The following is a 20,103-nucleotide window of genomic DNA, read 5'->3' on the forward strand; positions in this document are numbered from 1 at the left end:
AATTACCTCATTGTAAATACCCCATTCTTAACACAACATCATCGTAGAATAATTAAGCCACCTGCCTGTACTCAGCAGGTGTCATTGTAGTGGCATAATGAAATAGGACAGTAGATAAGAGGTTATACTATCACCAAGACTGGAGAGAAGATATGACCACTACACACCGCACAAACAAAAGTATTAAGCTATTATTCTAGTAAGTAATGAAACAAAATTATATATGGTTTTCCGTTCACCCTGAGCCTGTTGAAGAGTAGGAAAACCGTTATGGTTCGACAAGCTCACCACGAACGGTTTTTTATAATTTAAATTTGTTCAGTTACTTAAATCAGAATAGTATGATGAAGAAAGCCTTTCCTAAATTAGATACGCATAATATTCTACTGCTTTTCACAATATCACCATCTACAGTTTAACCTATCAAACGCTGTGCTAAAAAATTCACCAACACGCCAATTTTTACCACATTACGGCTAGTGGGCGGATACACCAAATAAATCCCGTCATCTGTCGCCAAAGACGGGGTCACTTGCCAATCAGACAACACCTGTACCAACGCCCCAGACTGCAACGCTTTCTCAATCAGCCAATTAGGTAAATGGCTAATCCCTTGTCCATCAAGCGTGGCTTGTTTCAGCATTTCTATATTATTACCCATCAAATTCCCTGTCACCCGCAAACTTTGCGTTTTACCCGTTTGATGGAAATACCACTTTGACGCATAGCCTTGATACATAAACGGCAAACAATTATGCTCGGCTAATTGTGACGGTATTTGTGGTGTTCCATGCAATCGTAGATAATCGGGACTGGCACATAACAGCCGTTGCTGAGAGGCAATAAATTTTGCTACCAAGCGGTCATCCTCCACACGCCCTAACCGCACCCCTACATCATATTTCTCATTAAATAAATCTACAAATTCATCACTGGCAAATAGCTCCAATTCAATTTTTGGGTATAAATGGGCAAATTCGGCAAGCAATGGGGCGATTTTTTCAATCCCATAGGCACTGGGAAAAGTAAGGCACAATCGCCCTTGTGGCTCAATTTGCTCCTCTTTAATCGCTTCATTTACCTGTTGTAATTCAGCTAATATCGGCTCGGTCTGTTGTAAATAACGCATCCCTGCATGGGTCAAATCCAAATGTCTGGTTGAGCGATTCAATAGCTTAACTTGCAAGGATTGTTCTAAGTTATCAATTTGCCGAGTGACAGACGACACCGCCAGCCCAAGCTGACTTGCCGTGGCAGTAAAGCTATTAGTATTCGCCACATGGTGAAAAATAGTGAGGGCATAGAAGTAATTGATGGTCATGGGTTTGTTAGCAGTTAAGTGTATTTTTGAATAAACATATTTTTGCAAAAAAAGCAAAACTGTTTCTAATTTTACCCCAATTATCATTAAAAATAAAAGCATTATACTAGGGCTATATTTTTTAATGCTTAATTTAACGGAGTGACTCCCATGACCACAAGCTCACAAACTCACAAACTCACAAACTCACAAACTCACAAACTCACAAACTCACAAACTCACAAACTGCTGTACCAAACCTCTCTGTTCTTGGACAAGACAATAGCCAATTATTTCACACCGCTGAGACGAATGAAAATATAACCCCGCAACAAAAACAACTACCCCCTCATCTTGCCAATCACCCTGCATTTAGTGAGGTGTTTCAAGCGGATAAACTCACCTTGGGATTGATTGCCCCGTTTAAAGGCTATCCCAATAGTCCGATTCCGAGCTTAGAAGACTTTGGGGAAACCGCTGTCTTAGCAGAACAGCTTGGATTTTCTGCACTATGGTTGCGAGATGTGCCATTTTACGACCCAAGTTTTGGCGATGTTGGACAAGCATTTGACCCCATGGTTGCCATGGGCTATTTGACTGCGAAAACCCAACGAATTGCGATAGGTTCAGCAGGCATCGTTGCACCTTTGCGGAGTCCCATTCATATCGCCAAAGCCTCAGCAAGTACGGCAGTATTAAGCAATAATCGCTTTATTTTGGGGATGTCGAGTGGCGATAGACCTGTGGAATACCCTGTGTTTCAGCAAAACTTTGACAATCGTGCCGAGCGTTTTCGAGAAAGTTGGGACATGATTCGTGCCTTAACCACCCAAAAATTTCCGCAGTTTAAAGGGCAACATTATGGGGATTTAACAGGCAATATTGGCTTTATCCCTATCCTTGAACAACGCTTACCGATGGTTGCTATTGGTCGTGCCAGACAGGAACTAGATTGGCTTGCTAATACTGCCGATGCGTGGATTTGGCATGGGGTAAACCCAAAAGATACCAAAAATATCGTGCAAACCTTGGCGGATTTAAATCAAGATGACGCTTGGCATCCTTTTGGTTATGCCAATTTTGTCGAACTTAGTGAGAATCCGAATGAGCCTGCTCAATTATCTCGCAATATTTATCTACGAGGCGGGTCACATAGTTTGCTGGAATTTTGGCAAGAGCAAAAAGAACAAGGCTTATCTCATGTCACCATTAATTTAAAGCCTACCAAACGCCCTGCCAAAGAAACGTTGCAAGACTTAGCAGAAAATGTGTTAGCCAAATTAAACCAATAAAAATGGGGTATAAAACCATGAAAACGCTTGTCATTGATACCACAATCAATGCCCATACTGAGTCATTTTCGGCTCAGTTACTACAACAAATCAAACAGCAATTTGCTGAAAGCACAACCTATTTGCCATTAAATGACATGGATTTACCTACCTTGGATGAGGCAACCCTAACGGTCATTTATAAACAAAAAGCAGGGGAGGCTTTGAGTGTGGCGGAGCAAGCTATCGCCGACACTCGGCAAGCGATGTTACAGCAGTTTAAAGCGCATCAAAAAATCGTTATTATCTATCCGATGTATAACTACAATATCCCTGCTCGACTCAAAGATTATATGGATATGGTGTTGGTGCCACGAGAGACTTTCAAGTATAGCGAGGCAGGTAAAATTGAACCCTTATTGACCGATAATAGAGCCGTGTTGTTTCTACAAATTAGTGGGTCGATGTTCTCATTGGATAAAGAATGCCAACAAATGGAATTTGCTTACCGTTATTTGGATATGATGTTTGCAAAAATGGGCTTTAAAAAACGCACCTTGATTCGAGCAGAAGGCACAGCCATTTGTGATAAAGAGGCAATTTTACAAGCCACGCTAGAAGATTTTAACCAATGGCAAGTTAATTAAATTTTAAGATAGCTGATACATAAGCTCAAGTTACTCAATATACTGTTAGGAGAATTTTCTTATGAAATCAAAATACCACCCTTTATTTCAACCTTTTACCCTTAATAATGGCATCGTCATCAAAAACCGTTTGGTAGTTGCTCCTATGACGCATTGGGGTTGTTAGAAGCAGCTATTACAACAGTACTAAATCTAGGTCTATAGACATTGAACTTATAAGGTTCAAAGCCTTAATCAGAGAAGTATTTGAGCAGTCAAATGGCTCGGCTGGTGCAAGGACGGTATCTGCTATCGTCACGCATCAACATGACATTAAACTCACACGCTACAGAGCAGTTAAACTGATGGCACAAATGGGGTTGATTAGTCGACAGATAAAATCACATAAGTACAGGCGTTGTGAAGAATTCCATAAAGCTTATGGAAACATACTAGACCGTCAGTTTGCGCCCACTGCACCAAACCAAGTGTGGACAGGTGATGTTACTTATATTCGTATCAAAGCCGGATGGTGTTATTTAGCCATCGTTATGGATTTATATGCTCGACGTATTGTTGGTTTTGCCTTGTCAGATAGCCCGAATACCCAGCTGACCACATCTGCACTAAAAATGGCATATCACATAAGACTTGAGCCTAAAGACGTGCTGTTTCATCCAGATCAAGGCAGTCATTATACCAGTGAAGAGTATGCTAAATGCGTAGCCAAGTGCAATGGTATGTCGCATAGTATGAGCCGACGAGGCAACTGTTGGGACAATGCACCTACAGAGAGGTTCTTTAGAAGCTTTAAGACAGAGTGGATGCCAAAAAACGGCTATGACAATATTGATGAGGCTCGGCAGGCAGTAAATGATTATATTTGGGGCTATTATCAAAGTGTAAGACCACACAGCTTTAATGAGTATTTAACACCGAGCGAGAAAAAGAGACTTTATTTCAACAAAAACCTCTTAAGTACTGTCTAAAAATATTTGACCACTACAAGTATACAATGTGTATTCTCCTACGTTCTTTCAAATCTATACTTTACCTACCACTCACCACTCACCACTCACCACTCATGTGATCATATAAATAACTTCAAATACCAGATATTAACAAGGAAAAATCACCACCTCATCGCCTTCTTGCCATGGTTCAAACTTAGTCATGACTTGCAAAAATAACGGATGCGCAAGCCAATCTTGTAACCACTGCTGCAATTTAGGGTATGGCAAACCATAAAACACCTCACGATCAACATGCGCAAATTGACGAACAAACGGCATGATACCAATATCCGCTGTGGTCACACTGTCTCCTAATAGATAGACATTTTTTGTCAATAGCGTCTCCAATACCTGCAAAAACACCTCGCCCCGCTGTCGATACTCGCTCTGCGTCATCTCAGGATACCGATCTGCATATTTGTATCGATCTAGCCAATATTTAAACTCATTGTCATTTTGTACAATCAAGGCATTTGCTTGCGGTAATGTATTTTTATCAAGTAAGCCGTGTGGGTCATTCTGCGCAAGTGCCCACATCATAATCTCGTCACTTTCTTCAATGACGGTCCCATCCGCCAACTGTAAAACGGGTACTGTCCCTTTTGGGCTAATCGCTAGCATTTGCTCGGGTTTATTCTTCAGCGTAACCTCCCACAGCGCTACAGACTGCTCGGCAAATAAAAGACCGAGACGGGCACGCATGGCGTAGGGACAGCGGCGAAAAGAATACAATCGATGGCGCGGTAAAGTCATAGTTGTCTTCCACAATTGAATAAAAACTAAATAGCATATCAATAAGAACCAGTAGGCTCAAACACACTGATATGGTTTTTATTAGGGAGTAGGTAAATATTATTAGGCGCGATGAGATTCACACCGATTTCACTCTCGATGTTGACGGCGTTTTCAGCACCTAAATTCTTGTTTGACTGATAAATAAACACCAAAAAACTCAAAATATAATCACAGTCAAAGTTATTATAATGGCAACTTATTGTTGGCTAAAAACCATTGACACCTATTGTAAATATCATTTTTTTGAATTTATACTGGACTATTTTCTATAGTATAAGGACTGATACATGCAGTTTTTGAGGATGATAAGTCAGCAGTTGAGTCGGTTTACGGCTTTAGGGCAAATCATGTCCGTGATTACTGCACATGAATGTTAGAGGTTAAATACTGGGCTAAATACTCATTTCTAACTATATCGACTGCTAACTAACTGTATCACCTGTTAAAGACGATACTATCTTAAGGTTCAGTTAAGGTTGCTCCTTTATGATGCTTTCATGATGTTAATCGTGCTAAAAGCTTTTAACCATTTGGAGACAGCTGATGTCATTATCTATTGATAGCACTCATACCTTACAGAATGTTCTAAATACGACCTTTTATATTGAAGCGGTTAAGCCAATGTCAATATTGGAAGTGCAAGGCATACCCTCCTCCCTCTATATTCGTGCCAGTACGCAAATGCCAATAGCGACATCGCCTACTTCATATGCCCAAAACCAAGATACCCAGGCATTTATCAAACGCATATATGCGTATATCCATCACGCCCGATTAAGCTATTTTATGCCCATTTTGTTTTCAGGTTTTGCCGATATGTCATCCTATGGCGATTGGTTATCTACTGATGATAATGCGTTACCTGCATTTAAAGGGACGAGCGTTGCTATCGGTCTAAAGCCTATCTGTGAAGATAAGATATTTTTAGAGCAGTATCTGAACACGCCAATACAAAACGAAATCAGCAGAGTGGCAGGCGAGCCAGTCAGTCGCCAGCGCATTTTTGAGATTGGCAATTTGGCATCAGGTTGTGCGGGTAGCGCGCGGCTTATGATAGCATTTTTGGTGTTTTATTTATCCACCCCCACCCTGAATTCTACGACTCATGAATACCAAACCAAAGCAGACTGGGTCGTGTGTACTGGCACCGATGCGGTACGGCATATATTGGCACATATGGGCATTCGCAGTCATGTCATTGCCAAGGCCACGGCAGAAGCGCTAGAAGACCCTGAGCAAGTATCCTCATGGGGCCATTACTATCAGCACAATCCCTTGGTCGTCGCTATCAATGTGGCCGATGCTAAGCGGGTATGCGCCCCACATTATCGCTATACCGAAACGTTAGAGATGAATGCTACCACGCGTTTGACGCTAAATAAGATAGCCGTTTAATACGCATGCATTAGCCAACCAATAACACTGCACCACCACAAGACAGTGAGAATACTATGACCCCCATTTATACCGCGATATGTCAGCATGCCCGCCAAACTCCCAAGCAGGTGGCGATACAAACGATAGCTGACCATAACACGACCAGTCTGACCTATGGCCAGCTACAACGCACGCTATCCGCGCTTCATCAAACATTAGAAACATGGCAAGGCAAGCGTGTGGCCCTATATGCGCACAATGACATAGATTGGATCATACTCGATTTGGCATTGAGTACCGTCGGCGCGGTCGTTGTGCCCATCCCCTTATTTTTTAGTGCCGCGCAAATTGCGCACTTACTACAAGATGCGCAGATAGAGATGGTATACGTTGGCGCTGGTTTACAACTGCCAACCATAGACAATACGGATAATTGGATAATTGCTGATACACCAGAGACAAAAACCATCAAGTCTGAGCAGGCGTCTCATATCACAGGTAGTTTTTATCAACTTGCTGGCACCATCACTAACCATACCTTCACCGCTCAAAATTCCTCTACTGCCAGCGATTTTTGCAAAGTGACTTACACCTCAGGCAGTACGGGCATGCCAAAAGGCGTGTGTTTGGGTCAAGAGACATTGATGCGTATTGTCGAGTCGTTATCGGGTGCGCTCGCTGATACCTTGACAGATGACGCTACTCACGCGCCAAAAGTGAGCAATGCCACAAGCAATTTTAGTCATTTGAGCGTGTTGCCTTTTGCCACTTTATTAGAAAATGTGGCAGGTATTTACGTGAGTCTATATATGGGGCGCACCTTAGTGACGGGGCGTATTGATCAATTTGGTTTGTTATCCAATCAAGCATTTGATGCCAAGCGCTTGATGACAACGGTACAAACATACGATATCGCCAGCGTTATTTTATTACCGCAAATGTTAAAAGCCATTTGTGAGCACATGGCAGACAAGGGAGCAACCAAATCCAGTGCCAATGCTGCTGTGCCATCATTAAAGTTTATGGCAGTCGGCGGCGGCAAAGTCTCCCCTCAATTACTACAAGACGCCAGTGCCTTAAGCTTGCCTGTTTATGAAGGCTATGGTTTGTCTGAATGCGGCTCGGTAGTCAGTCTCAATACGTCAAAAGCAAAGCGCGAAGGCAGTGTGGGCAAACCTATGCCTCATGCCTCGGTCAGCATCGCAGATAGTGGCGAAATAATGGTAAAGGGCAATGCGATGCAAGGCTACTTAAACCATGACAATAGTAAGGATGACAATGGCATCATTGCCACAGGGGATATCGGTCATTTAGATGACGACGGCTATTTATACATCACGGGTCGACGCAAAAACGTGCTCATCAGTAGTTTTGGCCGTAATATCTCGCCTGAATGGGTAGAAGCGCAGCTCTCAACGCAGCCCATTATCTATCAGGTAGCGGTACTCGGAGATGGCGAGCCGCATTTGTCTGCGGTGATAGTCGCCAACCCCAACATGGTCGCAACGAGCAATGATCCACAATCTGCGATTGCGCAAGCGATAGATGTCGTTAACCAAACCTTGCCTGACTATGCGCGTATCCAACAGTGGCATCTCGCCGAGCAGCCTTTTAGTACGGACAATGAATTATTAACTGATAACGGCAAACTGCGACGCGCGCACATTTTTACCGCTTATCAATCGGCACTCGGCTTATAACAGACACTTTTACCAGCAGTACAACAATAGGACCATATTATGCAAACCACTCTGATGCCAAATGATTTGATAGAAAACGACCTGATACAAAGCAACTTGATAAAAAGCGACGTTATCGAACTTGACACTTTTGAGGCACCAACCTCCCACGCGTCTGCTAGCGTATCCTTGCCTAAAACCGCTGATATTTTAATGGAGTTGCAAACCCATGGTTGGACGTTACTTCGAGGCTATCACTACGATGTAGAGACGTTTAGCCAGTTGATGAGTCAACTTTGTCAAACCTTGACCTACGATCCCGCCCGCCAAAACATCACTTCTGAAGCGCAAAAAGTGGATGCAGGCACGCATGCTATTGGACTACATATCGAAAATGGCAATACGCCGATGCCGCCTGACGTCATTGCTTTTTTTAGTGAATTGAGCGCCAAAAAAGGCTCACAAACAACGATATGTGATGGGCATGCGGTGTATCAAGCGCTATCACCTGAGCTAAAAGCCACCTTTAGTCAGCCGATGCGTATCAGTCGCTATTTGCCTCAAGCCATTTGGCAAAATTATGTGGCGACTGCGACCGGCAGAGCAGACGCCGATCAAATAAGCTTGGATGATTTAGAGACATTTATCACGGCGACGACGAGCAAGACGTTAACGCATCACGTAGAACCTCAGACAGACGGCGGCGTTCGGTACGTATTACAGATACCTGCAATTCGAGAAGACAACGTAAGCGGACAACTGGCCTTTGCAAATACTTTACTTGGGCCCTCATTTAACTATGAAAAACCTGAGTTCACCCTAGCAAACGGTCAACACGTTGATGATGCGCTCCTAGATGAGCTGACTCAGCTTTGTGAAAAATACACTCAAGACATTGCGTGGCAAAATGGCGATGTGGTGATACTCGACAACAAACGCATCATGCATGGTCGTCGACAAATTGATGTGCCTTTAACAGAGCGTAAGCTGTATATTGCGATGGGGCTTGGCATTAGGCATGGCATTAATCACTCAAACGATTAGCAACAGCACATCTCACCACAATCCGCGCTTCAATAGTCCGTGCTCTAACAATCAATGTTCAACAAGGATTCGATATCATGACACCAGCTAATGGCCAATCAGACCTAGTACAAGCTACGCTCAATTACACCATGCTAATCGGTGCCACGGGTGGTATCGGGCAGGAGATCGCACGGCAATTATGTGCCAATAATCAGCCTGTCATTTTGGTCGGGCGTAACAACCAGACCTTGACTCATTTGGTAGATGAGTTGACCAAAGACTATCCTGATGTCCCGCTTGTGTCTCATACGTGTGATTTAAGCTCGCAGACATCGCAATCGCTACTGGTAGAGGGACTGGGTGAAATGACACAAGGCCATAGAAACGTCATTGATACGGTCATACTCAACGCAGGTATCAATGATTTTGCTTTGCTCACGGATCAAAATGATGACACGATTGAACAGATGATGCTCGTCAATGTGGCGTATCCACTACAGCTTATAAAAAGACTGCTACCTATCTTGATAGCGCAGCCTAGCCCGAGCCAAATTATCAGCGTTGGCTCAACCTTTGGCAGTATTGGCTACCCAGGTTTTAGTGCTTATGGCGCGAGCAAGTTTGCCTTACGCGGTGCAAGTGAAGCGTTAGGCCGCGAGTATGCCGACACCTCAGTGACGTTTCGCTATTTTGCGCCCAGAGCCACCAAAACCACCATGAATAAAGACGCAGTCGTCGCTATGAATGAGGCATTGAAAGTAAAAATGGACTCACCTGAGACTGTCGCAAAAGCATTGATTCACTTTACATCAACCAATCAAGCGCACCAGCATTTGGGGTTTCCCGAGCGTTTTTTTGCATGGCTCAATCGACTGTTGCCCAACATCGTTGGCAACGCCATTGTCAAAGACCTACCCACCATCAAACAATATGCTAGAAAATCCTGATAATCCGTTAGGCAATCGTGGAGTGATTTTACCGTTAAATTGCCACACCAAATAAGCGACCAATCAACGAGGTTGCCAGCATAGCGAGCACGCCCCAAACCACAACTCGGGTAGTCGCAGGGATAACAGGTGCACCGCCTAGACGTGCAGAGATAACACCAAGTAGCATCAAGCCCACTATCGTCAAAGCAGCCAATGACCAAACCAGTGTTTCCGCTGGTAACAGCAATATCCCAATAATCGGTAGTATCGCTCCTGCTACGAATGATAGTCCTGAAGCCACTGAGGCATGAATGGGCTTCGCTTCACTAAGATCTGTGAGGCCAATCTCATCACGAGCATGGGCTTCTAAGGCATTGTGCTCAGTCAAGCTCACGGCCACTTGATGCGCCAAATCATGCTCAAGTCCACGCGCCTCATAAATTTTGGTGAGCTCAAGCAGCTCACGCTCAGCATTGTGCCTCAGCTCATGTCGCTCTTTATCGAGATCCGCCTTTTCGGTATCCGCCTGTGATGAGACCGAGATATACTCGCCAGCCGCCATTGATAATGCACCTGCGGTCAGCGCCGCCATACCTGTCAGCAGCAATGTCTGACTACTTGTACTGGCAGCAGCCACCCCAACCAATAGACTGGCGGTCGAAATCAACCCATCGTTCGCCCCCAGCACTGCTGCCCTCAACCAATGATTGCGATTGCTCAAATGTGCTTCGTCATGAATAGAATGATGCATAAAATCCTCAAAAGGTAGAGACGCGACTGGGTATGCCCTAGTGTAGCTGATACAGCTTAAGACAGTATGCTTTATGTCTTATAACGGTTTTGAGAGTGCGTTCTTACTGCTGACCGTTACGATAAAGCCTGTTTCTGGTTGAGGGCGGTTGGCAAATGCTAAGGTAAGATTGTGCAGATCGGCAATTCGATTGGCAATTGATAGCCCCAGCCCACTACCTATTTGGGTTTGACCGGCTGGACGATAGAAGCGCTCGCTTAGCCGCGCTAGCTGCTCTGGGTCTGCGCCCAAGCCATTATCCACCACTTTGATACTATCAGTATCCAACTGCAGTTCGATCTGGCAGCCCTCTGGGCAATAGCGAATGGCATTGTCTAATAGGTTGCGGATTAGCAATTTAAATAACACTGGATTAATAAGAATGGGTAAAATATCGGCAGGATTGTCACAGTGTACGGTGCGTCTTAATTGGATGTGTTTTTCTCGAGCCAAGCGGTTGACATCACTCAGCACAGTATCGGTGAGCGTCAGCCAGTCTGGACGTTCTAATTGCTCAAAAGGCAACTGCTGTTGCGGTTCTATCTTGGCTAACACCAATAACTGATCGACCAAATGGGTGGCGCGCTCAATACCATCGCTGATTTTTTGCGTGTGATAAAACAGTTGACTGTCGTTTTCTATACCAGACAGCTGTAATAGCTGCTGCTGCAAAAGATCGGCTTGTAGTTTGAGCGCAGCCAGTGGGCTACGCAGCTCATGAGAGGCATCAGCGGTAAAGCGCTGCTCCCGTGCTAGAGTGTCTGCCACTTTCACAAACAACACGTTTAACGCGGTCACTAAAGGCTGAATCTCTTGTGGGACGTCTGCTGTAATCGGACGATCGTCTTGCGGCTTGCGCTGTTCTACCTCAGAACTAATCTGACTTAATGGCATCAGTCCGTGTCGTATCAATCCGATAGTCAAGATCATTAAGGAAAGCAGCCCAATTAACATCGGCAGTACTTGCACAGACATCGCTTCAACAATCATTTCTCGGCGAGAGGCAAGGCTTTGACCAATGGCAATCACACGCTCCTCACCCATATCATCGCTACGATAGTCATCATGCGCATAAAACAACCGCCAGCGTTTACTAAAAGGGTTTAGACGCTGATAAATAGCGTTGTCCTCTTCTACAAAACCGCGCTGATCTGGCAAAAAAGAAAACGACTGTCCGTTCTCGTCAGCCGCTAATAAATGCCCTTCTTTATCCCAAATAGCAAAACCCATGTAATCGTCTTCTGCATCACCCAGATCACCTGACAGCGCCTTACTTTTTAAATTATATATTTTGGCGACGGGTTTTCCATTGTGCTCTGTCTCGTTATTATTGTCGCGGTCACTTTGCTCATCGTTATCAGCAGAGATGCCCATCAAATAACGAACCACTTGGGTGATTTGTGTGTCATTCATCTCATTGATTTCGTGCCACAACCGCCAAGCAATAAAGCTCGATGTGACAAGCCACAGCAAAGGCAGACCAATGAGTAAGGAGATGAACAGTCGCTGCTGGATACTTTTCATAAGCTCATAGGTTGCTCATACATGGTTTGTATATTGAAAGCCAAATTGAATATAAACATATTAATGATTATGGGCTGGATTGAGATGGTAGCCGATACCGCGTTTGGTTAAAATAAAGTCATTGCCCAGCTTTTTGCGTAAATGATGGATATGTACTTCAATGGCATTGCTCTCAATATCCTGTTGCCAGCCATAGAGCTTGTCCTCTAAGCTTGCGCGGCTGTGAATCTGTTTGGGATGGGTCAGCATTTGCTCGAGTATCGCCACTTCTTTGATGGTGAGCTCAACGACTTGGCCTTGATAAGAGACTCGGTGATTGTGCGGCCAATAAGCGACGTCACCATAACGAATCTCAGGCTGGCTACGTCCTTGACTGCGCCGTATCAACGCCTGCAGGCGGGCAACCACTTCATCTAGTGCAAATGGCTTGACCAGATAATCATCGGCGCCCGCATTGAGTCCAGCCACGCGGTTGGCAATCGCGTCACGAGCCGTAATGATCAATACCGGCGTATCTAGCTGTTTGTAGCGCCAATTTTGTAGCACCGTCATGCCATCCCCTCTTGGCAAGGTCAAATCAAGTAGCACCGCGTCAAACATACCCTCTTGCAGTGCCATCTCACCTTGCTTGGCATCACTAAACCAATCGACCATCATACCATGGCTTTTGAGTCCAACAACGAGACTTTCAGCGATATTGCTATCATCTTCTATTAATAGTATGCGTGCCATGATTGTCCTATTACGTTATGTACTCTATTGTCTTTTTTATTGTGGGCGACGCGGCGTCACCGTTTTATTACCCGTTATCATCGACTTGATCAGGTTTTGCCGCTCCCAATAGCTCATGGCAATCGCAGAGATAATATGCAGCGGCACCAACAAGTATAAACTATTGGCCAGTATCTCATGAACTTCTTCAAGGACATCTTTACTGGCAAAAATGTTGGCTTCCATCAGATAGCCACTAATACCCAAGCCAATAATCACCGCCCATAACGCAAACATCATCAGGGCAGCCAATGGATTATGACCCAAATGCTGCTCGTCTGTGTGGCGAATACTCAAATCAGATAGGTGGTGCTTAATACGAGACGGCGTGGGGAAAAAGTCACTGAAACGTGCATAACGCGTCCCCACAAAGCCCCAAAGTAGACGGATAACCACTAGCCCCACCACGATATAACCGACATATTGATGCAGCTCACTACCTTCTTCGGTAAACAGCAAATTGGCAGTGATACCAGCCGCGACGGCCCAGTGAGTCACTCTAACCAAAATGTCCCAAACTCGTACTTGTCGAGTTTTAGGAGTATTTGATAAAGACATATCAGGCTCGTGTGCCGGATTGCTTGTGCTATGTTGGGTCATGACCGTCACTCCTTTAATGGTTCGTTTGTTTTTGACGACATGATTGCTAAACATCGAATCTAGGCGAGATACCGCTAGTAGACTCGCCATCACATCGTTTGCTCTACCGCTATTACAACAAACAAACCTTAAGAGGAGCTTAGGAAACTAAGAATTCGAACTTTAAAGTAGTGAATAATCTACCTGACATTCATAGATAATTAAAAGTACATTTCAAAACAAGAAATTGAGCAGGCAAGACCACTATTGGCAATATAAATAATACATTTAAAATTTTAACCTGAAAATATATTTAGCATTAGCTCCGTAATAATATTGATAATGAAAATTATTATCAATATAATAACGATTTAAATTACATGCTGGAAATATTCATGCAATTGTCTCGCTTATCTGCTGCGTTATTTAATCTTTCGAATGTATCTGGTTCTTCTCTACGATTAGCATCTATACCTTCTAGATTGGTATCGACTAAATCCCTCTCTTTAAAGACACTATGCTCAACCTGTCTATCTACTTCTGTCATCGTATTAACAACGAGTCAATCGGCATGGGCACAGGCAGATGATGTAGATGCTCAAACCACTCCTAATGTGGTACTTGATACTATCGTCGTCACTAGTAGCGCTGATGCTTCAGCGGATGGATTGCCAGATGCTTATGAAGGTGGCCAAGTTGCGACCGGTAGCCGCGTCGGAATCTTGGGTAACCAAGACATCATGGATACGCCGTTCTCTACCACCTCATACACCAATGAATATATCACCAATCAGCAAGCCCAAAGTGTAGGCGATCTACTCAAAAAAGACCCAACCGTCCGCGTGGCAAGGGGTTTTGGTAACTTCCAAGAAGCCTACTTTATGCGGGGTTTCATCACCACATCAGATGACACCATGTACAATGGTCTATACGGCATCTTACCAAGACAGTACATTGCAACTGAATTGTTTGAACGGGTGGAAGTCCAACGCGGCGCTTCTGCCATGCTAAATGGTGCAGCACCCAGTGGCGGTAACGCAGGTGGTACAATCAATTTGCTACCGAAACGTGCTAGTAATGAGCCACTACGTGAAGTGACGCTTGGTTATGGTCAAGGTGACCAAGGTAAGGTCGCGGTAGATGTCAGTGATCGCTTTGGTAGCGATGATGCTATTGGTGTTCGTTTTAATGCTGCTTATCAAGATGGTGACAGTGCTATCGATGATGAGTCGTCGACCTTGGGTCTGGCTGCCCTTGGTTTGGACTATAGAGGGGATCAGTATCGCCTATCAGCAGATTTAGGCTGGCAAGACAATAAGCTGTCAGAGACTCGTCCTAGTGTCAATCTTGGTGGGGTGTCTAATGTACCAAATGCGCCAGACGGCTCAAAAAATTGGGCGCAGCCTTGGACCTACTCAGATGAAAAGGATGTCTTTGGTACGATTCGAGGAGAATATGACTTTAATGACAATATCACCGCTTATGGTGCTTACGGTGTGCGAAGTGGCGAGGAAGAAAACTCACTAGCCACGTTAACTGTCAACAACGTTGATGGTGCGGGTACAGTTTATCGCTTTGACAATACTCGAGAAGATAAAGTACAAAGTGCTGAGCTTGGTCTACGTGGTAAATTACAAACCGGTGAAGTGGCTCATAGCTTAGTGTTGGCCGCAAACCTCTATGATCAAGAAGAAAAAGGCGCTTACGCTTTTGATTTTGGTAACCAACTCGCAACCAATTTGTACAACCCAACCGACTACGCTGAAGTCCCTTTTACAAGCACAGCAATCTTCGGTGGAAATTTAGACGACCCCAAATTAACCAATGAAAAGCAGTTCCAAAGCTTTGCGCTAGCAGACACCATATCACTGTTCGACGATAAGCTAAAAACCACCTTGGGTGTGCGTCATCAAAATATAAAAACCACCAGCTATGATTTCAACACGCAGGCAGAAACGGCTCATTATGATAAGAGTGAGTGGACCCCAAGTATCGGTATTGTTTATCAGCCAACAATGGACTGGTCTGTGTATGGTAATTATATCGAAAGTCTAGCACCAGGAAAAAGAGCGCCTCTAACTAACGATAATGACGCTGTCACTAATGGTGGTCAAAATCTAGATCCGTACGTGAGTGAGCAAACTGAACTGGGTGTGAAATACGACAATGGTATGATTGGCAGTAGTCTCGCTGTCTTCCGAACTGATGAACCGCGTGCTTATATCAACAACTCAAATACGTTTACTGCTGCTGGAGAAAATCGTCATCAAGGTGTGGAGTTGACTGTCTTTGGTAGCCCAAGTGAAAACATGCGCCTCAATGCTGGTGTTACTTACTTAAGTGCTAAGCAAAAAGACACTGGTGATAGTGCATTAGATGGTAATCGAGTGATTGGTGTGCCTACCTTACAGAGCAATGTCAACCTAGAGTATGATTTAGCCGCCGTTGAAGGACTGACATTGACGGGTGATATTATCCACACAGGCTCTCGTTATTCGGATAATGCCAATACCTTAAAGGTTGATGGTTATACTACCTTAGACCTTGGTGCACGCTATCGCACTATGTTGGCAGGACAAGACGTTACTCTAAAAGGCATGGTAACCAATGTCACAGGTGAAGACTACTGGCAGTCAGTAGGCGGTTATTCAGATGCAGGCTATCTAAATGCAGGTGAACCAACGGCCTTAAAAGTATCGGCAACGTTCGATTTTTAAGATTTATTAGTAGGCTTTCTTAGGTTTTATAAAAGGGATTAGGCGCGACCTACTCCCTTTTCTGCTATCAAAAATTTATTCTATTACTGAGTTACTATGTCCTCTCATACCAGCGTTTCTCTACATCATATGATTTGGGCACAGTATCGTCTGCCCTTTCTAAAAGTCATTTTACTCAACTTAGTCAATGCTGCCGTCAGTGTGGGTATCATTGCTTATATCAACCAAACCTTTATCAGTCAGCCTGTGTTCAGTACCTTATCGTGGTCGAGCTTAGGGCAGTTTGCTCTGCTCGTGCTGCTGTTGCTGGTGACTACCTTCGTATCGCAATATGCACTCACCCGTTTGGGGCACAAGTTTGTCTATGAGCTCAGAACCAAGCTGGTCAAACAAATCATCGATACCACCGTTCCTCAGATAGATCATTTGGGTAGTGCGCGGTTACTTGCCAGTCTATCCTCAGATATTCAGTCTATTACCGTCGCCTTTGTTCGGATGCCGGAGTTGGTGCAAGGCGTTATCCTCTCTGTTGGTGTGGGGTTATATCTGGGCTGGCTGTCGCTACCATTACTGCTGATTGTCATGTTTTGGATTGCGATGACGATTTGGATAAGCACCCTATTGGTCAAGCATGTCTATACACATTTGACAAAGTTGAGAGAGATTAATGACGTCTTATATCAGGATTATCAATCGATTATAGAAGGTCGTAAAGAGCTGGCACTTAACCAACACCGAGCAGAAAAACTGTATACAGATGATTTTTTGGCCCATGCTAAATCCTATGAAAAGACTGTCACCAAGTCTGATACTTTTCATTTATCAGCGGTGAACTGGTCAAATATTATGATGTTTGCATCGATTGGGGTGATATTTGCCATATCAAATTATCTCGGCATCTCGATGGGCATCGCCACCACTTTTTCTTTAACGATTCTATTTATGCAGTCGCCGCTGCTTCACGCCGTCGGTGCATATCCAACACTACAGACGGCTCAAGTCGCCCTAGACAAAATACAGTCGCTAGAACTGGCTGAGCACCAACCTTTATTTAGAACGGACAACACCAGCCAACACTGGCAAACCATCTCGCTAACTGATGTTAACTATCGCTACAATGTTTCCAATAACAGTGTTTCGAATGCCAGTGATAATGCCAGTGATAATGCCAGTAATAGCAGTGTCAGTAATAGCAATGATACTGATGCTCAGGCATTAATAGCTAAAGACAGCGATCACTCTGGTAATATTTTAAAAGACGTTAATCTAACGCTACAACGAGGCGATGTGGTGTTTCTGATCGGGGCGAATGGTAGCGGCAAATCGACACTTGCCAAGATTATTACAGGCATTTTCACCCCTACCACAGGTGCGGTAACCATCGACAAACAGCCCGTTGATTCACAGAATAATGCCGATTATAGACAGCTGTATTCTGCCATTTTTAGCGATCAGCATATTTTTAAGCAATTGCTTGGCAGACAAGGACGGCAGCCAGACGAAGCACTGGTCAATGCGTGGCGGCATAAATTGGACTTGCAAGATAAAATAAGTGTGGCTGATAACCAGCTGTCTACCGACAAGCTCTCGCAGGGACAACGCAAACGCTTGGCCATGCTTATTGCTGTCGCTGAACAAAAAGACATCTTGTTACTCGACGAGTGGGCCGCGGACCAAGATCCTGCGTTTCGCCGCGTGTTCTATCAAACCCTAATCCCTGAGTTAAAAGCACTGGGGAAAACGCTGTTTATTATCAGTCACGATGATGGTTACTTTGAGCATGCAGATCGACTGTTACTCATGAAACAAGGCCGCCTCATTGAGCTCAATGCTGAAGAGCGACAGCGGGCGAGTAAAGATGCCATTGCCATGTTGGCGTAAGTGTTCACTTAGTAAAAAGTCAATCACGGATAATAACAGAAGCGGGAAATCTTGGTAAAAGATGCCCCGCTTCTATTGGGGTGTGTCTTCATTTTAAAAATGGTAATAAAAATGAGATAAATTGCCGTCAAACAAGGAAAATAGTGTCGATAATATCGAGATATTAACCAGCTATTTGACGCGGTTTGGCAAAATTTAGCCATTTTTAGCCCATTTAGATGATCATCGATTGAATTGAAGACATGCCCTAAATAAGAATAACTTTTTGCACCATTTATTTACTTTAATAATCTCTGCAAAAACCCAACGCGAGAAATCACTAAAAAGTCCAATAACGCAATAATTACAATCGCAATAATGGCGGTTGGGAATATGATAGCCACTGCCAACAAAGGAATGGCGAGCGGCCACCAAACGGTAAAACGCTGTCCACGTGCTGGTGGGTTCAGTCCATGGCTTTCACTGGCATGACGCGGGCGACGCTGCCACCACATGACATAGCCACTCACACACATGGCAATCACCGATAGACAAAACAGCACATTGGCCAGTAAGCTCCACCAGCCGAGCGTGCCCATATGCAGTGCGAGACCTGCCGCCATAAACTTACCAAAAGCATTGTAATCATCATAGCGTATATCCGCCAAGATATTGCCCGAATAGCGGTCGATATGTACCGTGCGATCAGCCGTTGGGCTCTTCATATCGTAGCTCATGGAGTCTTGGCTAATCGTCCAGACGCCAGTACTGCCTTGGGGCAGATTTAATTGATAACGCCCGTTAAACCCAATTTCACGAGCAAATCGATCTACGGTATCAATCATAATGGGTATATTAGGCGCAATACCATCCTTCCCCATGGTCGTGCCAGATACGGGCATCGGTGTCAGCTCAAGCACCCAAGGTACTTCTTTGGCTGTACCCGAGTTCAAGACACTGCCATGCGTAGGCACGACAGCGGGCGTCGATCCATGAACATGGGGCGCAGCATCGGCGTTGTCCATATCCATACCAGCCTGATGCTGACTGTGGTCGATAGAGACAGGCACTGGTGCCACGCCCCATTTCCCTGCAGGAAACTGACTCCATGCTTGCACGACTCTCTCGCCCCATACACCTGCCCACGCCATTCCTGATATACAAAAAAACAGCAGTAACACAGATATCCAGCTACCGAGCGTGGCATGAATAGTACGAATAAATGAGCGTTTTTTCTTATTAGGCGCAGTGTCATTAGTAATAAGCATGGCTTTGATGGATTTGCGTTTTTGCCACCATAGATACCAGCCCGACAATATCAGTAAAATCATTAATGAAGCAGCCGTCTCTAACAGATAATCACCAAATTTACCCAATAGCAAATCACTATGAATACTGTCAAAGGTATAGTACAGATTGCTATTGGCAGGACGACTAGCAATGATGTCGGCTGTGTAAGGGTTCACTGCCACCATATTATCGTGATCTGCTGACTTGATCTGAAACAAGGCAACCGTATCGGTATCACGAGGAGCGATATATTTTATCAGTGTACTGTCAGGTAGCGTGCTTAGCGCGTTTTTTGCTTGCGTCGCGACGGGAGCCTGAACTGTCGATTCTGGAATAGCGACGGTTAAACGGTCATTATCACGGCCTGCGGTATTGGACATAAACAGCATACCAAGTGCGCTACACGCTAGGATAATTAAAAAAGGCGCGACAAACATCCCTGCATAAAAATGCCAACGCCATACCGTAAAATAGCGTTGGTTATTGGTAGATTGGTTGGAGGGTGTGTCCATAAATGTGACCTTAAACAATCTTTGGTTGCTCAATGAACAACGTA

The 20,103-nt window shown here is 44.5% G+C and carries 17 protein-coding genes; 9 read left to right on the forward strand and 8 right to left on the reverse strand.

Features of this window, described 5'->3' with window-relative positions; genetic code table 11:
- Positions 1-415 precede the first annotated feature (415 nt).
- The gene (locus JMX07_RS05175; RefSeq protein WP_197707684.1) at positions 416-1,321 is read right to left on the reverse strand and encodes a LysR family transcriptional regulator; all 906 of its coding nucleotides are present in this window, start codon (positions 1,319-1,321) and stop codon (positions 416-418) included.
- Positions 1,322-1,680: 359 nt separating this feature from the next.
- On the opposite strand from JMX07_RS05175, the gene JMX07_RS05180 reads away from it, so the two are divergent.
- From JMX07_RS05180 to JMX07_RS05190, 3 genes are all read left to right on the forward strand, one after another.
- Positions 1,681-2,592, forward strand: a complete 912-nt coding sequence (locus JMX07_RS05180) for a TIGR03571 family LLM class oxidoreductase (protein WP_265088344.1) — start codon at positions 1,681-1,683, stop codon at positions 2,590-2,592.
- A 17-nt stretch (positions 2,593-2,609) separates the two neighbouring features.
- A complete protein-coding gene (locus tag JMX07_RS05185; RefSeq protein ID WP_201606694.1) occupies positions 2,610-3,218 on the forward strand; it encodes an FMN-dependent NADH-azoreductase in 609 nt (202 codons plus the stop codon).
- Between the two features lie 206 nt (positions 3,219-3,424).
- Entirely contained in the window at positions 3,425-4,186 is a 762-nt protein-coding gene (locus JMX07_RS05190; RefSeq protein ID WP_320158000.1) for an IS3 family transposase, read from the forward strand.
- A 129-nt stretch (positions 4,187-4,315) separates the two neighbouring features.
- Here JMX07_RS05190 and JMX07_RS05195 read toward each other — a convergent pair whose 3' ends face one another.
- Positions 4,316-4,963 carry a glutathione S-transferase gene (locus JMX07_RS05195; RefSeq protein WP_201606695.1) on the reverse strand — a complete coding sequence of 216 codons (648 nt, stop codon included), beginning with the start codon at positions 4,961-4,963 and terminating at the stop codon, positions 4,316-4,318.
- A gap of 38 nt (positions 4,964-5,001) precedes the next feature.
- Positions 5,002-5,166 carry a hypothetical protein gene (locus tag JMX07_RS05200; RefSeq protein WP_201606696.1) on the reverse strand — a complete coding sequence of 55 codons (165 nt, stop codon included), beginning with the start codon at positions 5,164-5,166 and terminating at the stop codon, positions 5,002-5,004.
- Between the two features lie 382 nt (positions 5,167-5,548).
- On the opposite strand from JMX07_RS05200, the gene JMX07_RS05205 reads away from it, so the two are divergent.
- The 4 genes from JMX07_RS05205 (at position 5,549) to JMX07_RS05220 (ending at position 10,034) form a co-directional block, all read left to right on the forward strand.
- On the forward strand, positions 5,549-6,400 hold the full coding sequence (locus tag JMX07_RS05205) for a thermostable hemolysin (protein ID WP_201606698.1): 852 nt from the start codon (positions 5,549-5,551) through the stop codon (positions 6,398-6,400).
- A gap of 56 nt (positions 6,401-6,456) precedes the next feature.
- A complete protein-coding gene (locus JMX07_RS05210) occupies positions 6,457-8,082 on the forward strand; it encodes an AMP-binding protein (RefSeq protein ID WP_201606699.1) in 1,626 nt (541 codons plus the stop codon).
- A 39-nt stretch (positions 8,083-8,121) separates the two neighbouring features.
- On the forward strand, positions 8,122-9,105 hold the full coding sequence (locus tag JMX07_RS05215) for a TauD/TfdA family dioxygenase (protein ID WP_227684628.1): 984 nt from the start codon (positions 8,122-8,124) through the stop codon (positions 9,103-9,105).
- 77 nt (positions 9,106-9,182) lie between these two features.
- Positions 9,183-10,034 carry an SDR family oxidoreductase gene (locus tag JMX07_RS05220; RefSeq protein ID WP_201606700.1) on the forward strand — a complete coding sequence of 284 codons (852 nt, stop codon included), beginning with the start codon at positions 9,183-9,185 and terminating at the stop codon, positions 10,032-10,034.
- 34 nt (positions 10,035-10,068) lie between these two features.
- Here JMX07_RS05220 and JMX07_RS05225 read toward each other — a convergent pair whose 3' ends face one another.
- The 4 genes from JMX07_RS05225 to JMX07_RS05240 all read right to left on the reverse strand — a co-directional run bounded on the left by JMX07_RS05225 (position 10,069) and on the right by JMX07_RS05240 (position 13,701).
- Entirely contained in the window at positions 10,069-10,767 is a 699-nt protein-coding gene (locus JMX07_RS05225; protein WP_201606701.1) for a VIT family protein, read from the reverse strand.
- A 78-nt stretch (positions 10,768-10,845) separates the two neighbouring features.
- Positions 10,846-12,330 (reverse strand): ATP-binding protein, encoded by a 1,485-nt coding sequence (locus JMX07_RS05230; protein ID WP_201606702.1) that lies wholly within the window; start codon positions 12,328-12,330, stop codon positions 10,846-10,848.
- A 60-nt stretch (positions 12,331-12,390) separates the two neighbouring features.
- Positions 12,391-13,062, reverse strand: a complete 672-nt coding sequence (locus tag JMX07_RS05235) for a response regulator (RefSeq protein WP_058025431.1) — start codon at positions 13,060-13,062, stop codon at positions 12,391-12,393.
- 36 nt (positions 13,063-13,098) lie between these two features.
- Positions 13,099-13,701, reverse strand: a complete 603-nt coding sequence (locus tag JMX07_RS05240; RefSeq protein ID WP_201571656.1) for a cytochrome b/b6 domain-containing protein — start codon at positions 13,699-13,701, stop codon at positions 13,099-13,101.
- A gap of 374 nt (positions 13,702-14,075) precedes the next feature.
- Here JMX07_RS05240 and JMX07_RS05245 point away from each other — a divergent pair, with 374 nt between their 5' ends.
- Both JMX07_RS05245 and JMX07_RS05250 read left to right on the forward strand, forming a co-directional pair.
- Positions 14,076-16,397 carry a TonB-dependent receptor gene (locus JMX07_RS05245; RefSeq protein ID WP_201606704.1) on the forward strand — a complete coding sequence of 774 codons (2,322 nt, stop codon included), beginning with the start codon at positions 14,076-14,078 and terminating at the stop codon, positions 16,395-16,397.
- 96 nt (positions 16,398-16,493) lie between these two features.
- A complete protein-coding gene (locus tag JMX07_RS05250) occupies positions 16,494-18,278 on the forward strand; it encodes an ATP-binding cassette domain-containing protein (RefSeq protein ID WP_201606706.1) in 1,785 nt (594 codons plus the stop codon).
- Positions 18,279-18,556: 278 nt separating this feature from the next.
- Here the strand turns inward: JMX07_RS05250 and JMX07_RS05255 are convergent, their stop codons facing one another.
- Positions 18,557-20,059 (reverse strand): PepSY-associated TM helix domain-containing protein, encoded by a 1,503-nt coding sequence (locus tag JMX07_RS05255; RefSeq protein WP_201606708.1) that lies wholly within the window; start codon positions 20,057-20,059, stop codon positions 18,557-18,559.
- Between the last annotated feature and the right edge of the window lie 44 nt (positions 20,060-20,103).

It is taken from the genome of Psychrobacter immobilis (assembly GCF_904846235.1).
GTDB lineage: Bacteria > Pseudomonadota > Gammaproteobacteria > Pseudomonadales > Moraxellaceae > Psychrobacter > Psychrobacter immobilis_C.

Excerpts from the sequence above, each read along its gene's own strand:
- JMX07_RS05185 (WP_201606694.1), top strand. The coding sequence starts at position 2,610 with ATGAAAACGCTTGTCATTGATACCACAATCAATGCCCATACTGAGTCA.
- JMX07_RS05215 (WP_227684628.1), top strand. The coding sequence starts at position 8,122 with ATGCAAACCACTCTGATGCCAAATGATTTGATAGAAAACGACCTGATA.
- JMX07_RS05225 (WP_201606701.1), bottom strand. The coding sequence starts at position 10,767 with ATGCATCATTCTATTCATGACGAAGCACATTTGAGCAATCGCAATCAT.
- JMX07_RS05220 (WP_201606700.1), top strand. The coding sequence starts at position 9,183 with ATGACACCAGCTAATGGCCAATCAGACCTAGTACAAGCTACGCTCAAT.
- JMX07_RS05255 (WP_201606708.1), bottom strand. The coding sequence starts at position 20,059 with ATGGACACACCCTCCAACCAATCTACCAATAACCAACGCTATTTTACG.
- JMX07_RS05250 (WP_201606706.1), top strand. The coding sequence starts at position 16,494 with ATGTCCTCTCATACCAGCGTTTCTCTACATCATATGATTTGGGCACAG.
- JMX07_RS05230 (WP_201606702.1), bottom strand. The coding sequence starts at position 12,330 with ATGAAAAGTATCCAGCAGCGACTGTTCATCTCCTTACTCATTGGTCTG.
- JMX07_RS05175 (WP_197707684.1), bottom strand. The coding sequence starts at position 1,321 with ATGACCATCAATTACTTCTATGCCCTCACTATTTTTCACCATGTGGCG.
- JMX07_RS05235 (WP_058025431.1), bottom strand. The coding sequence starts at position 13,062 with ATGGCACGCATACTATTAATAGAAGATGATAGCAATATCGCTGAAAGT.
- JMX07_RS05240 (WP_201571656.1), bottom strand. The coding sequence starts at position 13,701 with ATGACCCAACATAGCACAAGCAATCCGGCACACGAGCCTGATATGTCT.
- JMX07_RS05210 (WP_201606699.1), top strand. The coding sequence starts at position 6,457 with ATGACCCCCATTTATACCGCGATATGTCAGCATGCCCGCCAAACTCCC.
- JMX07_RS05245 (WP_201606704.1), top strand. The coding sequence starts at position 14,076 with ATGCAATTGTCTCGCTTATCTGCTGCGTTATTTAATCTTTCGAATGTA.
- JMX07_RS05195 (WP_201606695.1), bottom strand. The coding sequence starts at position 4,963 with ATGACTTTACCGCGCCATCGATTGTATTCTTTTCGCCGCTGTCCCTAC.
- JMX07_RS05205 (WP_201606698.1), top strand. The coding sequence starts at position 5,549 with ATGTCATTATCTATTGATAGCACTCATACCTTACAGAATGTTCTAAAT.